The organism is Rhodococcus sp. 14-2470-1a, assembly GCF_002259425.1.
GTDB classification, from domain to species: Bacteria; Actinomycetota; Actinomycetes; order Mycobacteriales; family Mycobacteriaceae; genus Rhodococcoides; species Rhodococcoides fascians_E.
The window spans coordinates 146,120-162,054 of sequence record NZ_NPFZ01000033.1; the positions used below are offsets into that span (position 1 = coordinate 146,120).

16 protein-coding genes are annotated in these 15,935 nt (G+C 64.7%); 7 read left to right on the top strand and 9 right to left on the bottom strand.

Annotation, left to right across the window (positions count from 1 at the left end; translation table 11 throughout):
• Positions 1-53 precede the first annotated feature (53 nt).
• Complete coding sequence (locus CH292_RS22815) at positions 54-629, top strand: TetR/AcrR family transcriptional regulator (RefSeq protein ID WP_026348001.1); 576 nt, start codon at positions 54-56, stop codon at positions 627-629.
• Between the two features lie 16 nt (positions 630-645).
• On the opposite strand, the gene CH292_RS29445 is transcribed toward CH292_RS22815, so the two are convergent.
• Together CH292_RS29445 and CH292_RS22825 are read right to left on the bottom strand one after the other, a co-directional pair.
• A complete protein-coding gene (locus CH292_RS29445) occupies positions 646-891 on the bottom strand; it encodes a helix-turn-helix domain-containing protein (RefSeq protein WP_020110102.1) in 246 nt (81 codons plus the stop codon).
• Between the two features lie 105 nt (positions 892-996).
• Positions 997-2,628 (bottom strand): ABC-F family ATP-binding cassette domain-containing protein, encoded by a 1,632-nt coding sequence (locus CH292_RS22825; RefSeq protein ID WP_019666332.1) that lies wholly within the window; start codon positions 2,626-2,628, stop codon positions 997-999.
• Between the two features lie 166 nt (positions 2,629-2,794).
• Between CH292_RS22825 and CH292_RS22830 the strand changes: the two genes are divergently transcribed.
• From CH292_RS22830 to CH292_RS22840, 3 genes are read left to right on the top strand one after another with little or no spacing between them, the layout of a single operon-like run.
• Positions 2,795-3,583, top strand: coding sequence for an SDR family oxidoreductase (locus CH292_RS22830; RefSeq protein WP_019666333.1), 789 nt, complete (start codon positions 2,795-2,797; stop codon positions 3,581-3,583).
• Positions 3,580-4,698: a lycopene cyclase family protein gene (locus tag CH292_RS22835; protein WP_037163109.1), complete on the top strand. Its 1,119-nt coding sequence runs from the start codon at positions 3,580-3,582 to the stop codon at positions 4,696-4,698. The genes CH292_RS22830 and CH292_RS22835 overlap by 4 nt, the downstream gene beginning before the upstream one ends.
• 53 nt (positions 4,699-4,751) lie before the next feature.
• Positions 4,752-5,693: a Ku protein gene (locus tag CH292_RS22840; RefSeq protein WP_094655814.1), complete on the top strand. Its 942-nt coding sequence runs from the start codon at positions 4,752-4,754 to the stop codon at positions 5,691-5,693.
• A gap of 57 nt (positions 5,694-5,750) precedes the next feature.
• Here the strand turns inward: CH292_RS22840 and CH292_RS22845 are convergent, their stop codons facing one another.
• The 7 genes from CH292_RS22845 to CH292_RS22875 are packed head-to-tail and all read right to left on the bottom strand — an operon-like array spanning position 5,751 to position 12,240.
• Positions 5,751-6,140, bottom strand: coding sequence for a metal-sulfur cluster assembly factor (locus tag CH292_RS22845; RefSeq protein WP_019666336.1), 390 nt, complete (start codon positions 6,138-6,140; stop codon positions 5,751-5,753).
• An 11-nt stretch (positions 6,141-6,151) separates the two neighbouring features.
• The gene (sufU, locus tag CH292_RS22850) at positions 6,152-6,643 is read right to left on the bottom strand and encodes a Fe-S cluster assembly sulfur transfer protein SufU (RefSeq protein WP_094628158.1); all 492 of its coding nucleotides are present in this window, start codon (positions 6,641-6,643) and stop codon (positions 6,152-6,154) included.
• Positions 6,643-7,947 carry a cysteine desulfurase gene (locus tag CH292_RS22855; protein WP_094655815.1) on the bottom strand — a complete coding sequence of 435 codons (1,305 nt, stop codon included), beginning with the start codon at positions 7,945-7,947 and terminating at the stop codon, positions 6,643-6,645. Before CH292_RS22855 ends, sufU begins: the two co-directional genes overlap by 1 nt.
• Before the next feature lie 2 nt (positions 7,948-7,949).
• A complete protein-coding gene (gene sufC / locus CH292_RS22860) occupies positions 7,950-8,726 on the bottom strand; it encodes a Fe-S cluster assembly ATPase SufC (RefSeq protein WP_020110107.1) in 777 nt (258 codons plus the stop codon).
• A gap of 29 nt (positions 8,727-8,755) precedes the next feature.
• Entirely contained in the window at positions 8,756-9,973 is a 1,218-nt protein-coding gene (sufD, locus tag CH292_RS22865) for a Fe-S cluster assembly protein SufD (RefSeq protein WP_020110108.1), read from the bottom strand.
• Positions 9,974-11,419 (bottom strand): Fe-S cluster assembly protein SufB, encoded by a 1,446-nt coding sequence (gene sufB, locus CH292_RS22870; RefSeq protein WP_019666341.1) that lies wholly within the window; start codon positions 11,417-11,419, stop codon positions 9,974-9,976. It abuts the gene before it with no gap.
• Positions 11,416-12,240 carry a metalloregulator ArsR/SmtB family transcription factor gene (locus CH292_RS22875; RefSeq protein WP_179282851.1) on the bottom strand — a complete coding sequence of 275 codons (825 nt, stop codon included), beginning with the start codon at positions 12,238-12,240 and terminating at the stop codon, positions 11,416-11,418. The genes sufB and CH292_RS22875 overlap by 4 nt, the downstream gene beginning before the upstream one ends.
• Before the next feature lie 269 nt (positions 12,241-12,509).
• On the opposite strand from CH292_RS22875, the gene mptB reads away from it, so the two are divergent.
• The 3 genes from mptB to CH292_RS22890 are packed head-to-tail and all read left to right on the top strand — an operon-like array spanning position 12,510 to position 15,918.
• Positions 12,510-14,162, top strand: a complete 1,653-nt coding sequence (gene mptB, locus CH292_RS22880) for a polyprenol phosphomannose-dependent alpha 1,6 mannosyltransferase MptB (RefSeq protein WP_230594255.1) — start codon at positions 12,510-12,512, stop codon at positions 14,160-14,162.
• Between the two features lie 26 nt (positions 14,163-14,188).
• The gene (locus CH292_RS22885; RefSeq protein WP_179275339.1) at positions 14,189-15,121 is read left to right on the top strand and encodes an ABC transporter ATP-binding protein; all 933 of its coding nucleotides are present in this window, start codon (positions 14,189-14,191) and stop codon (positions 15,119-15,121) included.
• On the top strand, positions 15,118-15,918 hold the full coding sequence (locus tag CH292_RS22890; protein WP_019666345.1) for an ABC transporter permease: 801 nt from the start codon (positions 15,118-15,120) through the stop codon (positions 15,916-15,918). The genes CH292_RS22885 and CH292_RS22890 overlap by 4 nt, the downstream gene beginning before the upstream one ends.
• Positions 15,919-15,935: the final 17 nt, after the last annotated feature.

Genomic DNA, 15,935 nt, shown 5'->3' on the forward strand with positions numbered 1-15,935 from the left:
CCCCCGTGCGCACCGTCCGTGCGCACCGGCAGTCCGACGAAGGAGGCGTGCACGTGCCCAAGGTCAGTGAAGACCAGTTGGCCGCGCGGCGCAGCGAGATTCTCGACGGCGCACGCAGGTGCTTCGGTGAGTTCGGCTACGAAGGTGCCACCGTTCGACGTCTCGAAGAGGCCACCGGCCTCTCCCGCGGCGCGATCTTCCATCACTTCAAGGACAAGGACGGTCTGTTCCTGGCTCTCGCGCGGGAAGACGCTCGCCGTATGGCCGAGGTCGCCGCCGGCCAAGGTCTGGTCCAGGTCATGCGCGACATTCTGGAGGAGCCGGATCGGTTCGAATGGCTGGGAACGAGGCTCGAGATCGCCCGACGCCTGCGCACCGATCCCGAGTTCAGGAACAGCTGGTCTCAACAGTCCGCCGAACTGACGGACGCCACGCTCGCCCGCTTGGAGCGGCAGAAGACAGCCGGCCGCCTACGGGACGACGTCGCGCCGGACGTCATGGTCGAGTACCTCGATCTGGTGCTCGACGGCCTGGTCGCGCGAATCGCATCCGGTCAGGACGGTCACAATCTTGCTGCGGTGCTCGACCTCGTCGAGGAATCGGTTCGCAAGCCCGACACCGCCGGCTGATCGAGTGCTACCCGACTCACCCCGGGAGACGACGCACTGCGGGTTTTCGGTTGGGCCCGCCGCGTGATCTGAGGACGGTGCCGGACTCCCCCAGCACCTTGTGCACGAACCCGTACGATCTGCCCGTTCGCACGGCCAGAGATCGAATACTCGCCCCGGCCTCGTATTGCTCCTTCAGCGAGGACTGCAATCGATCACGCGAATCCCCGGTTATACGAGCACCTTTCACGTACGTGGACTTTCGGGCTCGTTCCTTGGCCATGGGATCCTCCAGTCAGCCACGAATGTGCTCGCTCACCGAAATTCCCCCGCGGATTCAGGGTAGAGGACAGAGGACGCGCGGCATGGCCGAACGCGTCGAACTCGATCACGCGAGCTGAATCAGCTCCAGGTACTCCTGTGACCAGTGATCCTCGGTGCCGTCGGGAAGAAGAATGACGCGTTCCGGTGACAGCGCTTCGGCAGCACCCGGATCGTGCGTGACGAGCACGACGGCACCCTTGTAACTCCGCAAGGCGTCGAGCACCTGCTCGCGCGAGATCGGATCGAGATTGTTGGTGGGCTCGTCCAACAGAAGTACGTTCGCCGCCGACGAGACCAGACCAGCCAGTGCCAGACGGGTCTTCTCACCGCCGGACAGAGTCCCCGCGGGCTGCTCGAGTTGAGGGCCGGTGAACATGAACGCACCGAGCAGCGAACGAAGTTCCTGCTCGCCCGTGTCCGGAGCCGCGTGCCGAATGTTCTCCCACACCGACGCGTTGTCGTCGAGGGTGTCGTGTTCCTGAGCGAAATATCCGACGCGCATGCCGTGGCCCGGTTCGATGTCGCCCGTGTCGGCTTTCTCCGTGCCGGCGAGGATACGGAGAAGAGTTGTCTTGCCTGCGCCGTTCAGCCCGAGTACCACCACACGGCTTCCTCGGTCGATGGCGAGATCGACGCCGGCGAAGATTTCGAGGGATCCGTACATCTTCGTGAGGTTCTTGGCCATCAGCGGAGTCTTTCCGCAGGGCGCGGGCTCCGGGAAGCGAATGTGCGCAACCTTGTCCGATACCCGCTCGGCGTCCAGATTGGCCAACAGTTTGTCAGCGCGCTTCGCCATGTTCTGCGCTGCAACGGCTTTGGTGGCTTTCGCGCCCATCTTGGCGGCCTGTACGCGTAGGGCACCCGCCTTCTTCTCCGCATTGGCACGTTCGCGACGACGACGCTGTTCGTCCGTTGCCCTCGCGTCGAGGTACTTCTTCCAGTTCATGTTGTAGATGTCCGCTTCGCCGCGCACCGCGTCGAGGAACCACACACGGTTGACCACGTCGCCGAGCAGTTCCACGTCGTGACTGATCACGATCAGCCCGCCCTCGTGGTTCTGCAGAAAACCGCGGAGCCACGTGATCGAATCGGCGTCGAGGTGGTTGGTGGGCTCGTCGAGCAGAAGTGTGGTGGTGGAGCGGCCGCCGCTACCGTCCGACGCGGCGAACAGAATGCGGGCGAGCTCCACGCGACGGCGCTGTCCTCCGGACAGCGTGCGGAGCGGTTGGCCGAGGATGCGATCCGGCAACCCCAGGCTGTTGGAGATTCGGGCAGCTTCGCTCTCGGCCTCGTAGCCGCCGAGCGACGCGAATCGTTCCTCGAGCTCGCCGTACTTGCGTACCGCGCGGTCCAGGCGATCCTCGTCGGCCGTCTCGGCCATCAACGCCTGCTGCTTCTCCATCTTGTGCAGCAGCGTGTCGAGTCCGCGCGCGGACAGCACTCGATCCTTCGCGAGAACGTCGAGGTCTCCCTCTTTCGGGTCCTGCGGTAGATAGCCCAGCTCACCGGTACGTACGACGGAGCCCGCGTACGGCTCGCCCTCGCCGGCCAGGATGCGCAAGGTCGTGGTCTTGCCTGCACCGTTACGACCGACGAGCCCGATCCTGTCGCCGGCCTGCACGCGAAGGGCTGGTCCTGGCGCCGAGAGCAACGTGCGGACACCGGCACGAACTTCGAGGTCGGTGGCGGTGATCACGCGTGGGCTCCTTGGACTGGGAAGACAACAGGGCATGCAAGTCGATCGGTTGTTCCCCCGCACCATGTGCACGGCGAGGACTCGAAGACAGAGCAACCACTCATTTTAGACCGTCGAACGGCGTGCTCCGACCACCCGCGACAGTGACACCGGTAACGTCTCGCCCATGACAGCCGCGAACACTGCACCACGCAAGGATCTGACCGGAAGAACCGCTCTGGTGACCGGCGCCAGCCGGGGAATCGGCAAGGCAATCGCCGCCGAGTTGCTCGGGCGCGGTGCGAACGTTGCGATCACCGCCCGCAAACCGGAACCGCTCGCCGACGCCGCCGGCGAACTGCAGGCCGCGGCACCCGATGGCGCGAAGGTGCTGACCATCGCCGGTAACGCAGGTGACGCGGATTCCCGTCGAGACGCAGTCGATCGGACCGTCGCCGAACTCGGGTCCTTGGACATTCTGGTCAACAACACCGGCATCAATCCGGTGTACGGGTCGTTGATGGAAGCGGACCTCGCAGGCGTCAAGAAGATCTTCGACACCAACGTCGTCGCGACTCTCGGGTTCGTGCAGGAGGCGTACCGAGCCTGGATGAAGGAGCACGGCGGCGCCGTCGTCAACCTCGCCAGTGTCGCCGGTATCCGGTCGACCGGTGTCATCGCGGCGTACGGGGCGTCGAAGGCCGCACTGATCAGGTTGACCGAGGAACTTGCCTGGCAGCTGGGACCGACAATTCGCGTCAATGCGGTCGCCCCCGGCGTGGTGAAGACGAAATTCGCCGAAGCACTGGTCGCCGGCGGCGAGGACACCGCGTCGGCCGCGTACCCGCTGAGGCGTTTGGGAGTCCCCGAGGACGTGGCGTCGTTGGTCGCGTTTCTCGTATCGGACGAATCGTCGTGGATCACCGGCGAGACCGTGCGGATCGACGGAGGTCTCCTGGCCACCGGAGGGCTGTGAACGCCTCTCGTTCCGCCGATGTCGTGGTGATCGGACTCGGGCCGGCCGGTCGTGCGCTGAGTACGCGAGCATCTGCGGCGGGCATGACGGTGATCGCTGTGGACCCCCATCCCGAGAGGGCGTGGACGCCGACCTACTCCGCGTGGTCGGACGAGCTTCCAGGGTGGCTGTCCCCCGACGTCGTGGCCACCAGAACGTCGAGCCCCACCGTGTTCACCACGGCTCGCCTGTCGATCGAGCGGCCGTATTGCGTACTCGACACGCCTGCGCTGCAGCGCAGTCTCCGGTCCGACGGCGTGCAGGAGGTGCAGGCACACGCCGAGTCCGTCAGCGCGAATGCGGCGACCCTCGCCGACGGCACGGTATTACGCGCCGGAACGGTCGTCGACGCTCGTGGAACGATCGGCGAGGTGGGCCTCGCCGAACAGACAGCGTTCGGCATCATGGTGCCGAGAGATGTCGCATCGCCCGCGCTCGACGGCGTCGACGCATGGTTCATGGACTGGCGCCGCGACAACGGTGCGGCACCGACCGATGTCCCCAGCTTTCTCTACGCGGTGTCACTCGACGCCGAGACCGTATTGCTCGAGGAGACCTGCCTGGTGGGAAGGCCGGCACTGAGCTTCGCTGTCCTCGAGGAGCGCCTGAGGACTCGGCTGCGGAACAGAGGGGTGATCGTCTCGGGCGCCGAGCCGGTCGAGCGGGTCCGATTTCCCGTCCAGCCGCCACCGAGGAACGGCGCTGAACGTGGAGTGGTTCGTTTCGGAGCCAGGTCGTCGATGATGCATCCTGCCACCGGCTACAGCGTCGCGGCTTCGCTCAGCGCCGCAGACGAGGTGGTCGACTTCATCGGGCGAGGTGAGCGAATGGGCTCGCTGTCGATCTGGGCGGTACAGAAGCTGCGCAACCTCGGACTTCGAACCGCCCTCGGACTCGAACCGGAGCTCGTTCCACACTTCTTCGCGAGCTTCTTCGATCTGCCGGTTCCGCTGCAGCGCGCCTACCTGTCCGGTCGGGCAGATCCGAAGGGCACCGCACTGGCGATGACCCGCATGTTTCCGACGCTGCCCACCGCGGCCAGGATTGCCATTGCGCGAACAGTTGCAGGCCGATAGTTTTCTGCCCATTGGGGTCGACTGACGCACGTATCTCGTGAATCATGAACCCCATGCGTTCCATTTGGAAGGGATCGATCGCCTTCGGGCTCGTCAACGTCCCGGTGAAGGTCTACTCGGCGACCGAGACACACGACATCAGGTTCCACCAGGTGCACGCGAAGGACGGCGGCCGCATCAAGTACGACAGGGTGTGTTCGGAGTGCGGTAACTCGGTGCAGTTCGCGGACATCGACAAGGCCTACGACTCTCCCGACGGGGAACGCGTCATTCTCACCGACCAGGACTTCGACAAATTGCCTGCCGCGGAGAAACACGAGATACCCGTGCTCGAGTTCGTTCCGACGGACCAGATCGATCCGATTCTCTTCGACAAGAGTTATTTTCTCGAACCCGATTCGTCGTCCCCCAAGGCCTACGTGTTGCTGCGCCAGACTTTGCTGGAAACCGAGCGAACAGCGCTCGTGCACTTCACTCTCCGGCAGAAGACGCGTTTGGCTGCTCTGCGCGTACGCGACGACGTACTGGTGATTCAGACCCTGCTCTGGCCCGACGAGGTTCGCGCCGCCGAGTTCCCGTCGCTCGAAGACGCCCCCGGCGCGCGCCCACAGGAAGTGAAGATGGCGACGTCGCTGGTGGAAAGCATGTCGTCGGATTTCGATCCGACCGAGTTCACCGACGACTACCAGATCGAACTCCGCAAACTCATCGACGACACGATCGCCAACGGTGGCGAGAAGGTGATTCAGACCGACGAATCGTCGTCCGACGACGGTGAGGACGCCGAGGTGGTGGACCTGGTCGCCGCGCTACAGCGGAGTGTCGAAGCCGCGGGCAAGAACGCGAAGAGTTCCGGCGGTTCCTCGGAACCCGCGAAGAAGACGGCCGAAAAGAAAGCGCCGGCCAAGAAAGCCGCAGCCAAGAAGGCACCCGCAAAAAAGGCGGCAGCCAAGAAGACTGCCGCCAAAAGTACTCAGGCACGCAAGGGCGCCTGAGTACTTCCTGCTCCGTGAGCTCTGTTCTAGGGAGCTCCGTCTGTGCGAGATCTGTCGCTACACGGTGAAGCCGAGTGCCCTGAGCTGCTCACGACCGTCGTCGGTGATTTTGTCCGGGCCCCACGGCGGCATCCAGACCCAGTTGATCTTCAGGTCCGAGCACAGGCCGCTGCGAACGAGCGCACCCCGCGCCTGATCCTCGATGACATCGGTCAGCGGGCAGGCCGCCGACGTCAGCGTCATGTCGATCGTGACGATTTCCTCGTCGTCGATCTTGATGTCGTACACGAGACCCAGGTCGACGACGTTGATGCCCAGTTCGGGGTCCACGACGTCACGCATCGCTTCTTCGAGATCCTCGAGGACCTTGATCTCCTCGGGGGTCAACGGCGCAGGCGCCTGGGCGCTCTCCGTCGTCTCTGTCACGGTGGTGTCAGTTTCGGTCATTCTTGTCGTCCCTACGATCGTGCGGGTTCAGCAGGTCCCGCTGTCTTCTCGTTCACTGTCGGGCTCTCGTCCACTATTCGAACAACCGCGTCCTTGAAAGCCATCCATCCCAACAACGCGCACTTCACACGCGCGGGATACCTCGACACACCAGCGAAAGCGATTCCGTCACCGATGACGTCTTCGTCACCTTCGACGGTACCCCGGCTGCCGACCATCTCGTTGAACGATTCGACGATCTTCAGCGCGTCACCCACCGACTGCCCGACGACCTGATCGGTCAGCACGGACGTCGACGCCTGACTGATAGAACATCCCTGCCCGTCGTAGGACACATCGGCAACGGTGCCGTCGTCGGAGATGTGCACGCGAAGTGTCACCTCGTCGCCACACGTCGGATTGACGTGATGCACCTCGGCACCGAACGGTTCACGTAGGCCGCGGCCGTGCGGATGCTTGTAGTGATCGAGGATCACCTCTTGATACATCTGCTCCATACGCATCAAGCACCCCCAGCCTCTCGAGTCACTCCTGCAGGCTCCGCTCCCACCCCGAAGAACGTCTGCGCCCGGCGGATTGCGTTGGCCAGCACAGCGACCTCGTCGACGGTGTTGTACAGAGCAAAGGATGCTCGTGCGGTTGCGGCGACACCGAACCTACGGTGCAGTGGCCAAGCGCAGTGATGACCGACTCTGATGGCAACGCCCTCGTCGTCGAGGATCTGCCCCAGGTCGTGGGCGTGGATCCCGTCGACGACGAACGACACTGCAGAGCCCCGGTTCACGTTCTCGGTCGGCCCGATCACGCGCACACCGTCGATCGCGGCGAACTCGGCCAATGTGGCTGCCACCAGCGCTTTCTCGTGTGCAGCAATGGCCTCGATTCCGATGCGCTCGAGGTACTGCACTGCCGCGCCGAGTCCGACGACCTGCGATGTCATCGGCACGCCCGCCTCGAACCGCTGTGGCGGAGGCGCGTAGGTCGTCTTCTCCATCGTCACGGTCTCGATCATCGAGCCGCCGGTGATGAACGGCGGCATGGCATCGAGGAGCTCACGCTTGCCGTACAACACACCGACCCCGGACGGACCGAGCATCTTGTGCCCGGAGAACGCCGCGTAATCCACGTCGAGCGCGTGGAAGTCGACGCTCATGTGCGGAACCGACTGGCACGCGTCGAGTACGACGAGCGCACCCACGGCTCGCGCTCGCCTCACCAACTCCTCGACCGGCGCTACCGCGCCGGTGACGTTGGACTGGTGGGTGAACGCGACGACCTTCACGCGCTCGGTCAGTTCCAGCGAATCCAGGTCGATACGACCGTCGTCGGTCACGCCGTACCACCGCAGTGTCGCACCGGTTCGTCGTGCGAGTTCCTGCCACGGAACGAGGTTGGCGTGGTGCTCGAGCTCGGTGATCACGATCTCGTCGCCAGGACCGACTCGGCGGTCGAAGCGGTCGTCACCGAGCACGTGCGTCACCAGATTCAACGACTCGGTCGCGTTCTTCGTGAACACGACCTCGTCCACGTCGGAACCCACGAAGGATGCGATCAGAGCGCGAGCACCCTCGTACGCATCGGTGGCTTCTTCGGCGAGTTGGTGTGCGCCGCGGTGCACGGCCGCGTTGCATGTGACGAGGAAGTCCCGCTCCGCGTCGAGAACCTGCACCGGGCGCTGCGACGTAGCGCCGGAATCCAGGTACACCAACGGTTTGTCGTCACGAACGGTCCTCGCCAGGATCGGAAAATCCGCGCGGATCGACGTGACGTCGAAAGCGCTGTCCTTCAGAGCAGCCGGCGCGACCATTCTCACGCTCCTGTCGGTGCAGCCTGAGTGAACCCTGCATAACCGTTGGCCTCGAGCTCGTCGGCGAGCTCTGCCCCACCGGACTGAACGATCTTGCCGCCGACGAACACGTGCACGAAGTCCGGCTTGATGTAGCGCAGGATACGGGTGTAGTGAGTGATCAGCAGCACGCCACCGTCCTCACGCTCCTTGTACGTGTTCACGCCCTCGGACACGACACGGAGCGCATCGACGTCGAGACCGGAGTCGGTCTCGTCGAGGATCGCGATCTTGGGCTTGAGCAAGCCGAGCTGCAGGATCTCGTGGCGCTTCTTCTCGCCGCCCGAGAATCCTTCGTTGACACTGCGCTCGGCGAACTCTTCTTTGATCTCGAGTTCGCCCATCGCGGTCTTGACCTCTTTGACCCAGTGGCGGAGCTTGGGTGCATCACCGCGCACGGCAGTTGCCGCGGTGCGCAGGAAGTTGGACATCGAGACGCCGGGAACCTCGACGGGGTACTGCATCGCGAGAAAGAGCCCGGCGCGAGCACGCTCGTCGACGCTCATCTCGAGAACGTCCTCGCCGTCGAGAGTGATCGTTCCCGACGTGACGGTGTACTTGGGGTGTCCAGCGATGGCGTAGGACAGCGTCGACTTCCCGGATCCGTTGGGACCCATGATGGCGTGCGTCTCACCGGAACGCACCGTGAGGTCGACACCATTGAGGATGTCGATCGGCTCTGCGGTGGCATCGGAGTTCGCGACGCTGACGTGGAGGTCGCGGATTTCGAGCGTGGACATGAAATTTCCTTACGAAGTTCGTTGAATGACTAGGCGCCGGTGACGGCGAGTTCGGTCTCGATCGCGGCGTCGAGACGCTCGCGGACCGCAGGAACCGGAATGCGATTGATGATCTCGTGGAAGAACCCGCGCACGATCAAGCGTCGTGCGGCATCCTCGGAGATTCCGCGAGCGCGTAGGTAGAACAGCTGCTCGTCGTCGAAACGTCCAGTGGCGCTTGCGTGCCCGGCACCGAGAATCTCGCCGGTCTCGATTTCGAGGTTGGGAACCGAATCGGCGCGTGCACCGTCGGTGAGCACGAGGTTGCGGTTGAACTCGAACGTCGAGGTGTCCTCGGCTTCGGCGCGGATGAGGACGTCGCCGATCCAGACGGTGTGTGCGTCGACTTTCCCCGGTCCTGCTTCACCTTGCAGGGCGCCCTTGTAGAGGACGTTGGACTTGCACTTCGGCGCGGTGTGGTCCACCAGCAGCCGCTGCTCGAGATGCTGTCCGGCGTCGGCGAAGTACAGACCCAGTAGCTCGGCGTCGCCGCCCGGAGCGTCGTAGTGCACCGTCGGGCTGACTCGGACGAGATCGCCGCCGAGGCTGACGTTGAAGTGCCGCAGCACTGCGTCACGACCGAGGCGGGCGTGGTGTGCCGCGACGTGCACTGCGTCGGATTCCCAGTCCTGGATCAGCACGACCGTGAGCTTCGCGCTGTCGTCGACCACGAATTCGATGTTCTCGGCGTACGTTCCACTACCGACCTGATCGATGACGACGGTCGCGACGGCGAACTTCTCGAGCCGGATCTGCAAATGCCCGTAGGCGATCGCGTCGGCACCGGGGCCGGTGACGGTGATCTCGATGGGCTCGGCGACCTCGTTCTCCGAGGCGACGGTCACGACCGTCGCGTCGGAGAACGACGAGTACGCCTGCGCTGCAATGCGATCGGCGGGCACACCGGCCACACCGATCCGAGCGTCGTCGCGGGCTACGGTCTCGACGGTCACGCCGGCCGCGTCGGACACCGCGATGTTCGCGCCTGCCGTGGACACCGCCGAGCCGTCGTGGAGCCCACGGAGGCGTCGCAGCGGCGTGAACCGCCACAGCTCGTCACGACCGGACGGAACCTCGAACGCGTTCACGTCGTAGGAGGTGAACTGGGCGCCCTTGTTGGCGACCAGCTTGGACTTGTCTTCGCGAGCCGGGTTCTCCGACGTCACTGCGTCGATCACACCGTTCGCGGGTACCGCTGGGTTGCTCACTTAACCGACCGATCCTTCCATCTGAAGCTCGATGAGCCGGTTGAGCTCGAGCGCGTATTCCATGGGTAGTTCGCGGGCGATCGGCTCCACGAAGCCGCGGACCACCATCGCCATGGCCTCGTCTTCGGTGAGACCGCGACTCATCAGGTAGAAGAGCTGGTCGTCACTGACTTTCGACACCGTCGCCTCGTGGCCCATCGACACGTCGTCTTCACGGATGTCGACGTACGGGTAGGTGTCCGAGCGCGAGATCGTATCGACCAGCAGCGCGTCGCACTTCACCGTCGAACGCGAGCCGTGCGCACCCTTGTTGATCTGGATCAGACCGCGGTAGGAGGTACGTCCGCCACCGCGAGCCACCGACTTGCTGACGATGTTCGACGACGTGTGCGGCGCGAGGTGCAGCATCTTGGAACCGGTGTCCTGATGCTGGTCCGGTCCGGCGAACGCGACCGACAGAACCTCACCCTTGGCGTACTCGCCGGTCATCCACACGGCCGGGTACTTCATGGTGACCTTGGAGCCGATGTTGCCGTCGATCCACTCCATCGTCGCACCTGCTTCTGCCTTGGCGCGCTTGGTGACCAGGTTGTACACGTTGTTGGACCAGTTCTGAATGGTCGTGTAGCGGCAACGGCCACCCTTCTTCACGATGATCTCCACGACCGCCGAGTGCAGGGAGTCCGACTTGTAGATCGGCGCCGTGCATCCCTCGACGTAGTGCACGTACGCGCCCTCGTCGACGATGATCAGCGTCCGCTCGAACTGCCCCATGTTCTCGGTGTTGATGCGGAAGTAGGCCTGCAGCGGGATGTCGACGTGCACGCCGGGCGGCACGTAGATGAACGATCCGCCGGACCACACTGCGGTGTTCAACGCGGAGAACTTGTTGTCACCGGCAGGAATCACGGTGCCGAAGTACTCACGGAACAGCTCGGGCTGCTCCTTCAATGCCGTGTCGGTGTCGAGGAACAGCACGCCCTGAGCCTCGAGATCTTCACGAATCGAGTGGTACACGACCTCGGACTCGTACTGCGCTGCGACACCGGACACGAGGCGCTGCTTCTCTGCCTCGGGGATGCCGAGCTTGTCGTACGTGTTCTTGATGTCCTCGGGCAGGTCGTCCCACGTGGCTGCCTGCTTCTCGGACGAACGCACGAAGTACTTGATGTTGTCGAAGTCGATGCCGTCGAGGTCGGAACCCCAGTTGGGCATGGGCTTGCGGTCGAAGGTCTTGAGCGCCTTCAACCGAGCCTCCAGCATCCACTCCGGCTCGCTCTTCTTCGCGGAGATGTCCCGCACTACGGCCTCGGACAGGCCTCGCTGCGCGCTCGCGCCTGCGACGTCCGAGTCCGACCAGCCGTAGCCGTAGTTGCCGAGCGAGGCAATGGTCTCGTCCTGAGTCATCGGCACTGCTGGTGTCACCTGATCTGGTGTGACGGTCATGCGAGCTCCTTCCGGAGGCTTGTGCGATTTCCGGTGCTGGGCTGAGCACCGGACGGGGTGGAGGGGGTGGACAGGTCGACTGGATTGGTCAGGGGTACGTGCGTGGTGCAGGCGCAGTCACCGTTGGCGATGGTGGCCAGACGCTGCACGTGAGTACCGAGCAGCTCGGCGAAGGCCTCGCGCTCGGCGTGGCACAACTCGGGAAATTCGGATGCCACGTGCGACACCGGGCAGTGGTGCTGGCAGATCTGCACGCCGTTGCCCACGACCCGCGTCGATGCGGCGAATCCGGCAGCGGTGAACGCGTCGGCGATGCGATCTGCGGCCTCCTCGATGTCCGACGGCTCGTCGCCGCTGATCGGTTCGACGTCCGCGACGATCGCGTCGACTCGCTGGCGAGCGAAGGTTTCGATCGCAGCGTCGCCACCGATCTTGCGCAGTTGCCGCATCGCGGCACCGGCCAAGTCGTCGTAGGTGTGGCCCAGCTTGTTCCGCCCGGCCGCCGTCAACTGGAAGTGCTTGGCGGGGCGGCCTCGGCCTCGTTGCCGGAGGGCAGCGGCGGGTGCGACCCGAGCTTCTCCGTTGTCGATCAGGGCTTCGAGGTGACGACGAACACCGGCCGCGCTCAGACCGAGCCTGGTGCCGATGTCCGACGCGGTGATCGGGCCCTCTTCGAGAAGTAGGGTCACCACAGCGCTTCGGGTGTGACCGTCGTGGCCGACGCCGGAAGCCCCGACTCCACCGGCGGGCGTTTGAGCAGGGGCGAGTGTGCCGTTACCGGCGCTTTCGCCTGCGCGCGCCGCGGTAGTCGTGGTTTTCACAACACCAGTGTGACGGAATTGATTGCACTGGTCCAGCAAGGGTGCCCTTCTTCACCCGGTGGCGTCACCAGGGAATATCGCGAGGGGCGCTCGTGTTGGGGGCGGTCATCCGAGAGGCCGACCTCGAGCCAGTGGTGTTCATCTCGGCCGCGGGGCACCGCTACGCTCTTTTGGTGCCACCGCCCGCTGACGAGCAGAACATCGAACCGAAGTCCGCGGTCTCTTCCGTCGACGTCGTGCGTCCGGTATCCGGTGTCGAGCGACGCGTCGTGCGGCCACTGCGTCGCCTGGTCGGACTGGACGCCGATCAGCGCGAGTCGAGTGTGTCGATCCTTCACGGGGACGAGGCCGAGTCACCTGGCCTGAATTCTACCGAGACCGGACAGCTCCGGAGTATTCGCAGGTTCGGCGCTGCCGGCGCGATTCTGATGGCCGTGGGTGCTCTCGGCGCGGGTGCTCAGCCGGTACTGCAGAACCCGGTTGTCGGCGTTCGGATTCTCAGCCTGCCGTCGCGAATGGCCACCACTGCACTGACGGTGACGATGACCGGCACGGTGATGGTGGTGTTGGCGTGGTTGTTGCTCGGCCGATTCGCCGTGGGGCGCCTGCGAGGCGGCACGGCTCCGCGGCGCCTGACGCGGTCGCAGTTGGACAGAACTCTGCTGCTGTGGATTCTTCCGTTGTGCGTCGCTCCGCCGATGTTCAGCCGCGACGTCTATTCGTATCTCGCGCAGAGCGAGATCACTGCTCGAGGCCTCGACCCCTACGAGATCGGCCCTGCCGGCGCCCTCGGCGTGGACAACGTTCTCACCAGAACGGTCCCCAACATCTGGCGCGAGACGCCTGCGCCGTACGGTCCGCTGTTCCTCTGGATGGGCCGCGGGATCACGTGGTTGACCGGTGAGAACATCGTGGCCGGGATCTTCCTGCACCGCCTACTGGCGATCGCCGGTGTCGCGCTGATCGTGTGGGCATTGCCCAGGCTCGCGAAACGATGCGGTGTGGCTGCGGTGAGCGCTCTGTGGCTGGGCGCCGCGAACCCTCTCCTGCTCTTCCACCTGGTGGCCGGTATCCACAACGAAGCGCTGATGATCGGTTTGATGCTGGCGGGTACCGAGCTCGCGTTGCGCGCCATCGAATCCGCGGATCCACTGAAGAAGACATCTCTGCTCCTGTTGTTGTCCGGCGCCGCTCTGATCGCACTGTCCTCGACGGTGAAGATTCCCTCTCTCATCGCGCTGGGATTCGTGGGCATGGCCCTCGCCCGCAGATGGGGAGGCAGTTTTCGGGCGGTCGCGGCGGCTGCCGCTCTGCTCGGAGCGGTGAGCATCGTCATCATCGTCGGTGTCAGCGCCGTCAGTGGTCTCGGATTCGGCTGGGTGCACACCCTCGGCACCGCGGGGGTCGTGCGGAGTTGGATGTCCATTCCCACCATCCTCGGCCTGGGCACCGGGTTCGTCGGCGTACTTCTGGGGCTCGGTGATCACACCACCGCGGTGCTCAGCCTCACGAGACCGATCGCCGCCCTCGTCGCCGGCTTCATCGCACTGCGAATGCTCGTTGCCGTGTTGAAGGGACGCCTGCATCCGGTCGGCGCCCTCGGTGTCTCGCTCGGCGCGCTCGTGCTGCTGTTTCCAGTCGTTCAACCCTGGTACCTGCTGTGGGCGGTCACTCCCCTCGCCGCGTGGGCGACGACGCGGGCGTTCCGCGGTCCCGCCATCGTCTTCTCGTCGATCGTCAGTGTCATTCTGATGCCGAACGGCAGTGAGTACCTTCCGTTCCAGATCGTTCAGGCTGCGCTGATGACCATCCTGACCATCGGCATCCTGTTCCTGCTCACCCGATCACGATTGCCGTGGCGAGGCGAGACCGGACCACCGGAACCCGGTCGGCCGGTCGGGGAATACGCTGGTTCCTCGTGATCGCCGGTGCGCAGACGAGAAGCGGGGTGTCGAACTCGACGCAGCCCGCAGTGCAGCTGACAGACGTGACCAAGACGTACGACGGCACCGTTGCCGTGGACGGGCTCGGCTTCACCGTCGAGCGCGCCCAGGTACTCGCCCTCCTCGGACCCAACGGTGCGGGCAAGACGACGACGGTGGAGATGTGCGAGGGCTTCGTCGCCCCCGAGTCCGGCTCGGTGCGTGTGCTCGGCCTCGATCCGATCACCCAGTCCGCGCAGCTGCGGCCCCGCATCGGCGTGATGCTGCAGGGAGGCGGCGCCTACCCGGGTTCGAAAGCGGGCGAGATGTTGAAGCTCGTCGCCTCGTACTCCAACGATCCGCTGGACCCCGACTGGCTGCTGGACTGCCTTGGCCTCTCACAGGCGACGAGAACCCCGTACCGGCGGCTGTCCGGCGGTCAGCAGCAACGTCTGGCGTTGGCGTGCGCCATCGTCGGCCGGCCGGAACTGGTGTTTCTCGACGAGCCGACGGCCGGGCTCGACGCGCAGGCTCGGCTGCTCGTCTGGGAGCTCGTCGATGCATTACGCCGTGACGGGGTCAGCGTCTTGTTGACCACACATCTGATGGACGAGGCGGAGCAGCTCGCCGACGAACTCGTCATCATCGACAACGGCAAGATCGTCGCGTCCGGGACGGCATCGGAACTGACGAAGCAGGGGGCGGAGGGACGACTGCGATTCAGTGCGCCCGCCGGACTCGAGTTGTCGCTGCTCGACGCGGCCCTTCCGGCCGGCTATCACCCGGTCGAGGAAAGTGCCGGGTCGTACGCGATCGAGGGCGTGATCGAACCGTCCATACTGGTGACGGTGACGTCGTGGTGCGCCGAACAGAACGTACTGGCGACGGAACTGCAGGTGGACCAGCGAAGGCTGGAAGACGTCTTCCTCGAATTGACCGGCAGGGAGCTCAGGAAATGACGGCTCGCAAAGACGTGCGGCTCGCGAGCAACAGGTTCGCCGACGGCCTGTTCGCACCGAAACCCGAGCCCAGCTCTCCGGTCACGATGTTGTCCGCCCAGTCGATGCTCGAGCTGAAGTTGCTGCTGCGCAACGGCGAACAACTGCTGCTGACGATGTTCATTCCGATCACCCTGTTGATCGGCCTCACGCTGCTGCCACTGGGCGCCATGGGCGACGACCCCGTGAATCAGGTCGTGCCCGCGGTGATGATGGTCGCGGTGATGTCCACGGCGTTCACCGGCCAGGCCATCGCCGTCGGATTCGATCGCCGCTACGGAGCACTCAAACGGTTGGGCGCGACCCCACTGCCCAAGTGGGGAATCATCGCCGGGAAGTCCATCGCCGTTCTGCTCGTGGTGATTCTGCAGTCCGTGGTTCTCGGCGGAATCGGACTGGCCCTCGGCTGGCGGCCGGAGGTCACCGGCCTGCTGCTCGGCGCAGTCGTGATCGCGCTGGGTACGACGACGTTCGCCACCATGGGTCTGCTGCTCGGCGGCACCCTCAAGGCCGAGATCGTCCTGGCCCTCGCGAACATCCTCTGGTTCGTGATGCTGGGTATCGGGTCTCTCGTCGTACTGGCCGACGATCTGCCGACCACCCTGCACACGATCGCTCGACTGGTGCCGTCGGGTGCGCTGGCAGAGGCACTCGGTCAGGCGGTCACCGGTTCCGTCGACTGGTTCGGAATTGCCGTTCTTCTCGGCTGGGCAGGACTGTGCGGCGTGCTCGCGAGCCGCTCGTTCCGCTTCACCTGACCGACACCGCCGGGGTC